General features: G+C 70.5%; 12 protein-coding genes and 1 pseudogene. 4 read left to right on the top strand and 9 right to left on the bottom strand.

Annotation, left to right across the window (positions count from 1 at the left end; translation table 11 throughout):
* The first annotated feature begins 57 nt into the window (after nt 1–57).
* The gene (locus tag ACFUO4_RS01400) at nt 58–429 is read left to right on the top strand and encodes an ATP-binding protein (protein WP_383482209.1); all 372 of its coding nucleotides are present in this window, start codon (nt 58–60) and stop codon (nt 427–429) included.
* Here ACFUO4_RS01400 and ACFUO4_RS01395 read toward each other — a convergent pair.
* Both ACFUO4_RS01395 and ACFUO4_RS01390 read right to left on the bottom strand, forming a co-directional pair.
* Nucleotides 408–848 (bottom strand): ATP-binding protein, encoded by a 441-nt coding sequence (locus ACFUO4_RS01395; protein ID WP_383478548.1) that lies wholly within the window; start codon nt 846–848, stop codon nt 408–410. The two genes, ACFUO4_RS01400 and ACFUO4_RS01395, sit on opposite strands and share 22 nt — an antisense overlap.
* A gap of 436 nt (nt 849–1,284) precedes the next feature.
* Nucleotides 1,285–1,620 carry an STAS domain-containing protein gene (locus tag ACFUO4_RS01390; protein ID WP_179143598.1) on the bottom strand — a complete coding sequence of 112 codons (336 nt, stop codon included), beginning with the start codon at nt 1,618–1,620 and terminating at the stop codon, nt 1,285–1,287.
* Nucleotides 1,621–1,832: 212 nt separating this feature from the next.
* On the opposite strand from ACFUO4_RS01390, the gene ACFUO4_RS01385 reads away from it, so the two are divergent.
* Entirely contained in the window at nt 1,833–2,216 is a 384-nt protein-coding gene (locus tag ACFUO4_RS01385) for an STAS domain-containing protein (protein WP_383478544.1), read from the top strand.
* A 199-nt stretch (nt 2,217–2,415) separates the two neighbouring features.
* Here ACFUO4_RS01385 and ACFUO4_RS01380 read toward each other — a convergent pair.
* From ACFUO4_RS01380 to ACFUO4_RS01355, 6 genes and pseudogenes are all read right to left on the bottom strand, one after another.
* A pseudogene (locus tag ACFUO4_RS01380) lies at nt 2,416–2,541 on the bottom strand (SDR family oxidoreductase); the annotation flags it as partial.
* 139 nt (nt 2,542–2,680) lie between these two features.
* On the bottom strand, nt 2,681–3,883 hold the full coding sequence (locus ACFUO4_RS01375) for a low temperature requirement protein A (protein ID WP_383478541.1): 1,203 nt from the start codon (nt 3,881–3,883) through the stop codon (nt 2,681–2,683).
* A gap of 156 nt (nt 3,884–4,039) precedes the next feature.
* Nucleotides 4,040–5,902 carry a M48 family metalloprotease gene (locus tag ACFUO4_RS01370; protein ID WP_383478539.1) on the bottom strand — a complete coding sequence of 621 codons (1,863 nt, stop codon included), beginning with the start codon at nt 5,900–5,902 and terminating at the stop codon, nt 4,040–4,042.
* Nucleotides 5,899–6,732: a hypothetical protein gene (locus tag ACFUO4_RS01365; protein ID WP_383478536.1), complete on the bottom strand. Its 834-nt coding sequence runs from the start codon at nt 6,730–6,732 to the stop codon at nt 5,899–5,901. The genes ACFUO4_RS01370 and ACFUO4_RS01365 overlap by 4 nt, the downstream gene beginning before the upstream one ends.
* A gap of 54 nt (nt 6,733–6,786) precedes the next feature.
* Complete coding sequence (locus ACFUO4_RS01360) at nt 6,787–7,611, bottom strand: hypothetical protein (protein ID WP_383478533.1); 825 nt, start codon at nt 7,609–7,611, stop codon at nt 6,787–6,789.
* 125 nt (nt 7,612–7,736) lie between these two features.
* The gene (locus ACFUO4_RS01355; RefSeq protein ID WP_383478530.1) at nt 7,737–9,278 is read right to left on the bottom strand and encodes a glycosyltransferase family 39 protein; all 1,542 of its coding nucleotides are present in this window, start codon (nt 9,276–9,278) and stop codon (nt 7,737–7,739) included.
* A gap of 388 nt (nt 9,279–9,666) precedes the next feature.
* Here ACFUO4_RS01355 and ACFUO4_RS01350 point away from each other — a divergent pair, with 388 nt between their 5' ends.
* A complete protein-coding gene (locus ACFUO4_RS01350; RefSeq protein ID WP_079311768.1) occupies nt 9,667–10,251 on the top strand; it encodes a TerD family protein in 585 nt (194 codons plus the stop codon).
* A gap of 126 nt (nt 10,252–10,377) precedes the next feature.
* Nucleotides 10,378–11,322 (top strand): hypothetical protein, encoded by a 945-nt coding sequence (locus ACFUO4_RS01345; protein ID WP_383478526.1) that lies wholly within the window; start codon nt 10,378–10,380, stop codon nt 11,320–11,322.
* Nucleotides 11,323–11,406: 84 nt separating this feature from the next.
* Here the strand turns inward: ACFUO4_RS01345 and ACFUO4_RS01340 are convergent, their stop codons facing one another.
* Nucleotides 11,407–11,763, bottom strand: a complete 357-nt coding sequence (locus ACFUO4_RS01340; protein ID WP_079311767.1) for a helix-turn-helix domain-containing protein — start codon at nt 11,761–11,763, stop codon at nt 11,407–11,409.
* Between the last annotated feature and the right edge of the window lie 109 nt (nt 11,764–11,872).

The raw sequence follows: 11,872 nt of genomic DNA, 5'->3' as shown, positions 1-11,872 counted from the left end.
ACGACTGATCACCGTTGGCAGGAAAATGCGGCGTCCGGGAAGGACCCGGAGCAGGCCATGCGCTACCGGGGCGAGTTGCATGATGTGACGCAGGCGCGACTGGACACCGAGCGCTTCCTGGAGGATCTCGCGCGCGTGGCGCCGCCGAGCGCGCCGGAACACCCCGACGACGTCCTCCTGGTCGTCGCCGAGCTGACCGCGAACGCGGTCCAGTACGCACCGGGCCCGTTCGAGGTCCGGCTGCGCAGGACCTTCGACGGTGTCCACGTCGTCGTCCACGACACGAGCGGCACCCCGCCGGCCCCGCGCCCGTTCAATCGCGACGGAGGCGGCGGCGTCGGCTGGTATCTGATCCAGTCGCTGTGCAGCCAGGTCAGTGTCGTCACTCAGCCGGACGGCAAGGAAATTCACGTGTTTCTGCCCTGGTGAGGAGGCTGGGGCCGGCCGCGCAGCGGGACCAGCACGCTGATCGCCTTTCCACCGCCGGGGCGCCGTTCCATGCGGATGTCACGGGCCAGGCGCATGATGATCGGCCAGCCGTACCCCTGCCCTTGCCCGGGCAGGGGGAGAGCACCGGAACCATGGACGACGTCAGGAAGGACATCGCTGTGGTCGTGGACGGTCAGCCGGACTCCGTCGTCGGTGGCGGTGGCCTCGAAGGCGGCGAGTCCGTCACCGTGCCGCAGGGCGTTGCTGACGAGTTCGGAGACGACGAGCAGCAGATCGACGACATCCTCTTCCCGCGCCGTGCGGGATTGCGTGTCCCACTGTTCCCGTACGACCGCCCGCGCGTAGTCCCGTGCCGATGCCGCGGTCGTCACCACGGCCGTGCGGTCGGGCCGGCTCACCGTTGGACCAGTGCCCGGGGCTCCTCCACAGTCGGCCGACGGCGCTGGCCGAGGGCGAAGTGCATTGCGTTTTCTGTCATGTCGGACGGCCTTTCGATGCCTTCGTTGAACGGGCCCGCCACCGTCACGGGGCGCTGCCGACGCGCGCTGCGCGCGGCCTGCGCAGCATGGCGGAGGCGGCCGGTGTCCCGGTAGAGAGACCGACGAGTGCGCCCCGAGGTTGCGCCTTCCGGCGTCGCGTCCGGTACCCGGGCGGACCAGGGCGCGTCGCCTGAGGACGATGGCTCGGGGGCTCTGTCGTACGGTGTGCAGCGAATCATCGTGGCGAGCCGCTGCCGTGTGCCCACAGCAGCGGATACCCGGCTCGTTCGCGTACATGCGGGCCGCCTCCGCTCCGCGTGCCGGGCGTGGCGCCCGCTGCGCCAGGGTGCGAACCTCAGTTCGGGCCCGGGGAGCGCAGGTACACCTCCCAATGGGGCTCTGGGCGCACATCGGCGGCGAGAGCGAGCAGGCGGCGCGGCTGGGGGCGCAGACCGACGACCCTCAGCAGGCCGCCGCGGCGCGCCACGCAGCCGTCGACGGTGAGGAGGAGGTGGAGGAGTGCCGAGTCCGTGAAGCCGACGCCGGCGAGGTCGAGGGTGAGCCGCCGCACCGACGGCGGCAGCTCGCTCGCCGCGCTTTCGATGGCAGGCCGCACCCGGTCGTCGATGTCGTCGTCCACGGTCAGCGTGGCGGCATAGCCGCCGGGGCTCACGGTGAGGTGAGTGCCCATGGTTGGTCCCCCTTCCCTGGGGGTTGGCGGCCGGGAACGGCCGCTGGGCTCCTCCCACCGTGTCACGTATTGCCGGGAAACGTCGAACGGCCTGGTACGCGGGGGGCATGAGGTGTGTGTCGAGGGGTATGCGCGCATGCGCGGCACCCGCCGCGACCCGTAGGCCAGCGCTTCATCAGGTCCGGCCGTAGTACACGTCGTTGGAGGCACTCGTGTCCGTTGCCCAGAACCCCCTGTCCGTCGAGGTCGCCCTGTTGCGTGACGACGTGGCCCTGATCACGGTGCAGGGCTATTTGGACGTCGACACCGCGACCGAGTTCCAGCATCACCTGGCCAACCAACTGCACCACGGTCGACGCCACTTCCTGCTCGACCTCACGGACGTGCCGTTCATGGACTCGTCCGGCATGAACATCATTCTCCGCGTCTACCAGGAAGCCCGGGACCTGCCAGGCAGCGTGCACATCATCTCGCCGCAGCCCGCCGTGTGCCGGATCCTGGATCTCACCGGCGTGAGCATCACGGTCCCGGTGTCGGAGAGCGTCGAGCAGGCACTGGAGCTGGTCGATCACCCGCAGCAGCAGGTTCAGCCTTGACGGCCGGGGTGGTGGGGGAGCAGGCCGCGTGGACCGCCCGACCTGCGTGCACGCCTCCACCATCACCCACCACCCCTCCTCGTCGTCGAGTCCACCCGGCAGCTCGCTGCGCGGCCCGGCTGTGCTGCCTGCCCGCCGGCGTCGGGCGTCGAGGCGGTCCCGGCCGGCGTGGGGCGTTGCCGGACGCCCAGCCGTTCGAGTCGGCGAAGAGTTCAGCGCCGGTGACGGGCGACGAGGCGTCCGATGCCAGGAAGAGGGCGGCCTCGAAGATTTCCTCGGGGCCGGCCAGCCGCCCCCGAGGCACGACCGCCTCGGCGAACCGGTCCAGCACCAGCGTGCGGCCCGATGAACAGCTCAAGGTCTACAGCGCTTCGAAGGCGGCGCGCAGCGACGGAGCCGATGACCAGCCGGCCCCCCCCCCGTTTCTCCTCGCTGACCTGCGCAGGGACCGGCCGGCCCGAGGCTCAGTCGGCGGTGGTCACATGAGGCCGGACGGTGGTGTCCTGGATCACGACCAGGGCAGTCACGAGTGCGGCCAGGAGAGCCAGGGCGACGAGTGAGGGGACGACGGCGACGGCGGGTCCCGCGACCAGGCAGACGGCTCCGCCGGCGAGGAGAAGCGGCGAGCGGTGGCTCGTGGTGCGGATGAGCAGAGCGGCCGCAGCGAGGATGAACAGACCCACGCCGCCGGGCAGGGCCCAGGCGACGACTCCGTGGAGGGGGTCGGTCAGGTCGTAGTGGCCGGTGTCGGCGATCTGTGTGAGGGCCTTCTTCATGCCGAGGGCGGTGATGACGATGCCGGCCACGAGGGGAAGGTGGAGGAAGGTGTACGCGTCACGGGCCAGCCGGGTGCGGTCGTCGCCGGTCACCGTGGTCAGCCGGTGCTCGACCGTCTCCGCGAGCTGACGGAAGTACAGGCGCCACAGCCCTACGGAGACGAGCAGCCCGAGGGCGGCCCCGGCCAGGACCGGGGTGCTCAGCGCGAAACCGGAGACGCCGACGCCGATGGCGACGATCGACTCGCCGAGGGCGATGATGACGATCAAGCCGTGGCGTTCGGCGAAATGCCCGGGTGAGGCGACCCGCCAACCTGATTTACCGGTGAGAAAGATGCCCAGGTAGTCGATGGCCACGGCGGCGAGCCAGATCAGGATCTGAGTGGTGCCGGTGAACGCCGCACCGATGAGGAGCAGGGCGAACGGCGGGGCCACCGAGAGCAGGGCCGTGCGACGCAACACACGGCGCAGAGCCTGATCGGCGGGATCGGACAGCCAGTACGTGACCAGGTGAAGCACGCGTACGGCGCCGTAGCACAGGACGAAGACCAGAGGAGCGGGCAGCCCGCCGGGCTCGTCGTCGTAGATCTCGGGCACGGCCAGCGACACGATCAGGACGACCGCCATCACGGACACCAGCACGGTGAACATCGCGCCGGAGTCGGCCCGTACGACGTTCCCCAGCCAGGCAAAACAGCACCAGCACCACCACAGCAGCGCCAGCGCGACCATCCCGCCGAGCAACCGCAAGGCGCTCGGGTCGGCCGCCATCAGGGCGGTGACCTGAGTGATCGCATACACGAACACCAGGTCGAAGAAGAGCTCGGCCGGTGTCACCCGGTGGCCGCCCTCGGTCGCGACCAGCCGCGACCCCTCGCCATTCGCTCCCACAACTCCCCCTCCGGGGCGCCCCACCGCCCACCGGCGGAACGATAACCCACTGGCTGTGGCCGAAGACTGTTGTTGCCGGGCACAGGAGTTCGCTTCCCGCGTACACACCGGAACAGGGAAGTGATGGCTGATCGTCGACCCGGAGGCGAAGTCCCCTCACCGCTCTTCCAGTTGCAGGGTCAGTCGGGCGGCGGTGGTGACGGTGGAGTCGAATGCCCGGCAGGCGACCACGGCGTGTGTGACGCCGGTCGCCGCGTGGATCAGGTCGAGTCGTGCGGTACGGCCCGCCTGTATGTGCAGCCGCGCCTCCACCCAGGTGGTGGTGGCGCTGACGTCCGTGGTCCGAGTGCGCTCGCCGCGCAGAAGGCGTGTGCCGTCGTGGACGACGGTGGTGCGCAGTGCGGGGAAGTCGGGGCCGGCGGCGGTGAGCGTTCCGTCGGGGCTGAGCCTCCAGCGGGCGTGGGTCAGACGGTCCGCCATGTCCTGGGCCTGGCTGAGGGATCCGGACAGCGGTGCTGTCGAGGTGACGCGGAGGGTGCGGAAGGAGCGCGTCCGGTTGTCGGCGGGGGAGAGGGGGCCTGTGGTGTCCGCTGCCCGTGGGGTGTCGAAGGACGGGAGCCCTTCAGGTCGGGCGGGTGCCGCCGGCTTCGAGGCACTGGGGCAGGGCGTCGGCGGCATGCTTCCGCTGGTTGTGCTGCCGCCTGCCGCACGGGAGTCGGCCTGGGAGCGGGCGCCAGGTTCCGGTTCCGGGCCGGCGGTGAGGAGTCCGAGGACCAGAATCAGCGCGGGGAGCAGGGCGGAGGTCGCGTACGAGGCGCGTGGGAAGGTGCCGGTCGCTCGCCCACGCCACCCCCACAGCCGTGCCCACAGGCCGGTGAGGAGGGGCCAGGCGGCGAGCGTGCCCAGCGTCGCCCACCACGTGGGACCTGAGACGAACTGTTCGTGGGTGAGCGAGACAGCCTTGCGGGTGGCGTCTGCGGCCGTCGTGTCGTCGAGCAGGCGGTAGGCCACGTCGGCGCCGCCCAGGTCCAGCAGGTTTTCGGTGAGCACCGCTGCGGGCCACAGGAGGACCAGCAGGAGCTGGGGTACGGGCTGTTCGGTGCGGGAGGTGAACCACAGGCGCAGTCGGACGGGCGGGTGGTAGAGCCGGGCCAGGGCGTCGTGGGGAGACTGTGCCAAGGCGTTCAGTGCCCGCCGCTGTGCCGTGGGTGCGGCTGTCCCGGCCGCATACCGGTCCGCGGTCAGTTCCGCCGTCCACAGGGCGCTGACCACGATCAGGAGGATCTTGGGCACGGTCAGGACCACCAGGACGATCTGCGCGGACAGCAGGGGAGCGGCGGCGTTCCCGGAGGCGAGCAGCAGCGCCACGGGCAGCAGGCCGAACACCGCGAAGACGTAGGGCCAGGCCCTGACCAGCCCGGTGAACGGGCTGCCGAGCCCGGCGACATGCTGTTCGCCGTAGCGGAGGTGGCCGATCTCGTGCAGCAGGACCGCTTCCGCCGCCTCCCGGTCCCGCTGCCACAGGATGACCAGCGGGTTGAAGACGCCGACGCGTGTGGTGCGCCAACCACCGGGATAGACACGGGCGAGCAGGTCCCGGCGCATGGTGACCCGCAGTTCGACGCCCGGCGCCTGGAGGGTGAGGAAGCGCCGCATCTGGTCGTAGACGTGCGGTGTGCCGTCCGGTGCGTGGTCCGGCGGCCGCAACTGGTAGCGCCGCTCGACCCACCAGGTGCGTGGCTGGGGCGGGACCACGGAGAGCGCGCCGGCCAGCAGGAAGACCACGGGGAGCAACTGCACGAAGGTCAGCGCCAGTGCCGTCAGCAGGGCAGGGCCGCGGCCGTGCTCCGGTCCGCTCCAGGACGCCGTCCACGCCACCCAGTCGACCAGGAACGAGACCTGCGCTGCGAACAGTCCGAGGGTCAGCCAGAGCCAGGGCGGCGGCCCCCACAACCCTGTGGGCCGATCGGCGCGCCCGGGTGCCGGTCGGGCTGGGCGACCGGGATCCGCCGGGCTCATGCGCCGTCCGTCTCCTCCGCCGTCGTGGGAGGTTGTGCCTGTGCCTGTGCCTGTGCCTGTGCCTGTGCCTGTGCCTGTGCCTGTGCCTGTGCCTGTGCCGGGTCGGCTGCGGGTGCTGTGCGGCGGCGCAGGAGCCCGAAGAGCGAACCGGTCAGATGGCGTACGGGGGTGAGTGTGCGCCGGGATCCGCCCACGGCCGGTTGGGGCGGCTCGTTCGCCACCAGGGCGTCGAGGAAGGCCGCGACGCCGCCGCGGTCCTCGGAGGCCAGCAGTTGGGCGGTCAGCTGGGCCACGAGTTCCTCGGCGGTGGCGGTGTCGACTCCCCGGGCCCGCAGCCGCCCGCAGATGCGCAGGGCGGCCAGCACGGCATCGGCGGACGGCTGCGGTGATGTGCCCGCGGCCTGGCCGTCCGCGTTCTCTTCGTCGGTGCCGGCATGCGCTGGTTCTGTGCCGCTCCTTGGTGACTGCCCGCTGGGCGCATCCGCGCCTGGTGCGGGGCGCGACGGCGGGGGCGGCTCCGGCCCGGTGCGCTGGCCCCGCAGGCTGACCAGCAGGGCCGCCGCGGAGACGGTGTTGGCGAACTCCTGGCTGGCCAGGGCTGCCTTGACCGCTTCGGCGGCGTACGCCAGTGCGTCCAGCAGCTCGGGCAGCAGGGTGACGATTCCGCCGCCGAAGCCGCCTGGCGCGAGCCCTCCGGTCCGGAACAGGTCCCGGCGCGCTCGGCCTCCGGTGGCGTAAGCGCGGGTGGTCTGCGCGGCGAGCACGGTTTCGTCAGGTGCCGCCCAACGCGCTATCTGCACCCCCCAGTTGTCGAGGTCGTCACCGGCCACAGAACCCTCCGTCTTCCGTTCCTGCCGGTAGCGCGGTGTGTCGTCTCGCGCCGATCACGTCGAGGTCCCGGAGAAGTCGAACCGGAACTCCAACTGGCCGTCGCCGGTGCTGCCTTGCGCTGTCAGGGTTGCGTTGGCGGTGTCCACTTCTCCGCCTAGCGTCGTGTCCGCGGCCACGGCGTGCGGGTATCCGCCCGGTAGTTCGCCGAGGTCGGAGCGGCAGGGGACGATGAGACCGGGCCAGTTGAGCAGGTTGAGGGCGACGGCCTGTTCGGTGTGGGGGTCGGTGAGCCGTCCGCTCAAGTCGCCGTCGTCCCACTCCAGTTCCCAGTAGGTGAGCAGCAGGTTCGGGTCGCGTGGGTTCCCCGCCAGGTCCTGGCTGGAACCGGTGCTGACGGCCGACGACCAGAACGACACCGCGCCCGCCTCGGAGGGCTGCCCCACCGCGAGCAGCAGGGAGAAGGGGTTGGTCTCGGTCTCGCCTCCGCCGGTGCGCGGGCGGCCGAGGTCCAGTGTGGTGCTCATGGAGTACGTCTTGGTGTCCGCGAGCTGCCGTGAACCGTCGGCGCTGCAGTAGTCGTACACGTCGACCGTGACCTGTGCTGTTCCGCTGTACCGCGTTCCCCACAGTGCGGAAGCACCGGTCGGCTCACTCGGCGGTGTGTCGGCCGTGGACGGCGACGGGGGCGGGGCCGTGGTCTCGACGGCAGGGGAATCCGTGAGCGGGGTGGCGAGTTCGGTGGTGGAGGGCGAGGGTGTGGTGCTGTCCGTCGCGGACGCGGATGTTCCGTCCGGCTCCGCCGAGTCGGACGATCCGCCGGCCGAGCAGCCGGTCAGCAGCACGCCGAGCAGCCCCGCGCACACACCGGTGGCCGCCACGACGCGGGCACACCGTAAACGTGTCCCGGAATGGATTGTCACAACGCCCCCCTGCCCACCGGGACTTCAACCGCGATGACCCGGGGCAGCGATGCTACGGTGCGCAATCATTCAACTACACATGATCATTGCTTTGTTACCGTTCCGTGCTCAGCCAGTCGAGTCCCTCCGGGGCCTGTCGCTGCCGGGTTTGTCGAAGCGGGTCGCGATGGTGTGGCGGAGTCGCACGAGCGATGTTGGTACACCGTGACTTTGCGGCCGTGACCTGTTGATTCTGTGCAGCGGACGAACTGGTCGGCGAGGACGTGCCGTTTGGTCCGGTCACGGTCTGTCGTGGGCGCGGACGCGTGAACGTCGCTGACGAGGATGATGCGGTCCGCGGTCAGCATGGCATCCGCAATCTCCCGCGGTGACCTCTCCCGTCCGTACAAGGTGCCTGAAACGTATGGATCTTGGGCCAGGGCGACGTCGTTGGTGTCGGTGAACGCGTTCGGCGAGACGAGGGCGGTGTCACGACGCGCCGCGGGTATGTACAGCACCGCGTCTCCCGGCTCACGGGCGGCCGCGACGTCGTGGGCCGTGAACAGGACGTCATCAACGCGGCTGCCCGAGCCGCGGATCGATATCTGGACGGGAAGCAGGCCGACGAAGGCGATGGCCAGAACTGCCGCGCCGATGCGCTGGGATGACGCTCGAAAGTGCCTCGCCAGCCCCTGGGAGGCTCCCCCGATGAGCAACGCAAGGCCCAGGTGACTGAAGAGGACGTAGCGAGTCTGGTAGACGGGCTGGGCGAATGACACCGCCACCAGCAGGAGTGGCGGTAGGCCGAGGAGCGGCAGGGCGACGGCGGTGAGCGTGGGTTGCGTGCCGTGCGCAGCGCGGTCAGCTGTCTCGGACCGTGCGCCCCATGCGCAGGCTGCCCCGATGACCAGGGTCAGGAGGAGGCTGAGGAAGGTGCTCGGCCCGACCGGAGGTATCCAGGCGATCTGCTGTGACTGCGCCTGGCTCGCGACGATGAGGGGCGACGTGCACAACATCACGGTGCACGCGGTGACCGCCCAGCGTCGGACAACGGTGCCTGCCGGTCTCGTCACCACGATGGTGAGCGCGTGTGCGGTCAGCATCAGGAGCGAGAACCAGTTGAGCAGCGCCGCGGTCAGCGCGACGGCGCCGTACGCCGCCCAGCGGCCTGGGGCCGGATCGTCGATCGACGCGACGAGCAGCCAGGTGGCCAGGGCCGCACACAGCATGACCAGCGCATACGGGCGACCCTCCTGGGCGTACTGCTGAACGGCGGGGAGGAGCGCGAAGGACAGACCGGCCACCAGCCCCGCGTACCGGCCGGCCAGGCGAGACCCCAGGCGGACGATCACCGCAGCGGTGCACGCGGTGGCGACGACGGACGGCAGGCGCAGCGTGTACAGGCTGTCGCCGAAGAGCTGGAACACGCCGTGCATGAACAGGTAGTAGAGACCGTGAACGACGTCGATCTGCCCCAGCAGGTGCCCGAGTTGCGGCACGGTCCGGTGTACTGCCGTCCACGTCGCCGCCTCGTCACGCCACATGCTGTTCTCGCGGGCGATTCCCCAAAGACCGAGGACCAGCGTCAGGCCTGACACGGACAGCATGTGCAGGCGCGTTTGTGACACGACGGGACTCGAAGGCATGGGGGACTCCAGGGAACGGGCACCAAGGCGCCGCTCCGATCGCGGCCGCAAACCACGCTAGAGTCGCGAATGATCTTGATCGTCCCCTGCCGGGACGAACCTCGATGTCCCTCACGAGTACTGGGATGTCCCCGCGTCACCACGGAGGCGTACGTCTGAAGTACCGGCGTCTCCGTACGGCTCATCCCGTCGACGTCGAGACGCCGCAGATCACTGAGCCTGTCGCTGAGCCGGGGCTCTGCCGCCGCTCCGGGCCCCCTCGTCGCTGATGCGCGGACCGGATGCGTGGGATTCACCGGTGCTCAACGGACCCGCCACATGGAACCGAGAAGGGTCCGGGCACACTCTGCGTGTTGTAGTCCCATTTCGAGACGAGGAAGCGCCACACATGATCACGCTCACCAAGGAAGACGGCCCGGCGGACCTGGACGGAGTGACCCACCTGTCCATCGGCGTCTCCTGGGACCCCACCGCCGGCAGCAGCGGCGGAGTGCTGGGCAAGCTGCGCCGCAACAGCGGCACCGACCTCGACCTGATCGCCATCGCGCTCCAGGGCGGGGACCCGGTGCGCCTCGCGGGACTCGACTCCCTCGACCCCATGGGCAACGGCTCGCTGGTGCACAGCGGCGACAACCAGACCGGGCGCGGGGACGGTGACGACGAGACGGTGACCGTGGAGTTCGCCCGGATCCCGCCCAACATCACGTCGATCGTGTTCGTCGCCGCCGCGTACAAGAAGGGCAGCTCCTTCCAGAAGGCGCGCAACATCAGCTTCAAGGTCTACGACGCGACCGGCGGCACCTCTCAGCAGGTCGCCGACATCTGGCCGAGCCTGCTCAGCCAGGACAACGGCTGCGCCGTGGCCAAGGCGGTGCGTGTCGGTGGGAGTTGGAAGCTCGAAGTGATCAACACGACGGGCAAGATCAAGCAGGGGGACGAGCACGCCCTCATGCGCTTCGCGGTCAGCAAGTAGGACGTCACCGAGACACGGGGGATGGTTGTGAGTGCGGTGCTCTATGGGGAGCGGTCGTGGAATCCGCTGGCCCGGACAGTGGAGTTGACCCCGGACCAGCTGCGGAGAGGGGGCAAAACCACACCGTTGAGCGAGCTGAACCTCGCCGCCATGGCGGAGGCGTTCCAACGCGGGTGCTGGCTCGGCGGCGGAGGGGCGGAACGCCCGCTGGAGCGACTGCCGCAGGAGACAGGGGTGGTTCCGGTGACCCGTGTCACGGGCACCACTACGCCGGTCAGGGCACGTCAGGCGGCCGAGTTCGCCGGCACCCTGGGGGAGTTGGCGGTTCGGCAGTGCGGTGGGCCCGATCAGGTGGCTGCCCTCGGGGCCCGGGCCCGGGCCGAGGGAGTGCCGTTGTGGATCGCGCGGCGCTACGCGACCGGCCCCGCCGGGCCGATCACCGTCGCGGTGGACCGGCGCCTGGTGCGCGTGGATGTGTGGGGGCCGCACGCTCCCGTCGTACGGCTCCGGGCGCCCCAGGGTTTCGCCCGCGACACCTCCGATCCGTCCAAGGGACTGCGCCTGACGGTCGGCGACACCACGGCCCGGCTCGGGCTGACGAAGAAGATGCGCAAGTCCAAGTGCCTGGTGGAGGTGTGGTTGTCCGGGCAGCACTGGGTGTTGCGGCGGGAGAACGCGGTCAGTTCGTGGCTGCTGCGTGATGAGCGGCGGGTCGCCCTGCTGATGCGGCCCCCGCGGCGGCCCGTGCCCGAGCCGGACTCGGTACTGCTGCCGCTGTCTCCGGTGCGCTACGAGAGTGCTGACCCGCTGGATGCCGTCATGGCGCAGGTCTTCGCTGTGTCCTTCGGCCTCGGTGACGGGACGGGTCTCGCCCGGTTCCGGGCGGAGTGGCGCCCGGGGACGGCTGGTGAGCCGATCGCCGCCGACGGCGGCTGGGACCGCGCCTGGTTCAGCAACCTCGGCACGGGGAGCGACGACAACGACTCCGGCGGCGGTGACGGTTGGGGTTCGGACGGCGGTGACGGTGGCGACGGCGGCGGCGATGGCGGGGGTGACGGCGGAGGCGATTAGCCGACCATCAGCGCTGAGGCGGATCAGTGGGGTGGCAGGAAGCACCCTGAGCGCCAGGTCTGGGTGGTCGTCGCCGACCAAGGTTCAGTCGAGGGGCGACTCGTCGGCGAGCTGATGGTTGCGGTCGATCTCCGGCATGTGCGCTTCGGCCCAGGCCCGCAGCGCGGAGAGCGGGTCTTCGAGGGACAGGCCGAGCGCCGTGAGCCGGTAGTGGACGGCGGGCGGCACGGTGGGCTCCACGCGGCGGCCAACCAGACCGTCGCGAACCAGGCTCTGCAAGGTGACGGAGAGCATCTTCTGCGAGATGCCCGGGACCCGGCGCCGCAGTTCCGCGAAACGCAGCTCGCCCGGAGCCTCTTCGGCCAGCACCTTGACCGCCATCGACGTCCACTTGGTGCCTATGCGGTCCAGCAACTGGCGCGTCGGGCAGCGCGGATCCATCAGGTCACCGCGCTCACCGCGCTCACCGCGCTCACCGCGCTCACCGCGCTCACCGCGCTCACCGCGCTCACCGCGCTCACCGCGCTCACCGCGCTCACCGCGCTCACCG

The organism is Streptomyces sp. NPDC057280 (assembly GCF_042668605.1).
Classification (GTDB): Bacteria; Actinomycetota; Actinomycetes; order Streptomycetales; family Streptomycetaceae; genus Streptomyces.
The sequence above is the reverse complement of the archived record's forward strand: the minus strand, read 5'-3'. Positions and strand labels throughout refer to the sequence as shown.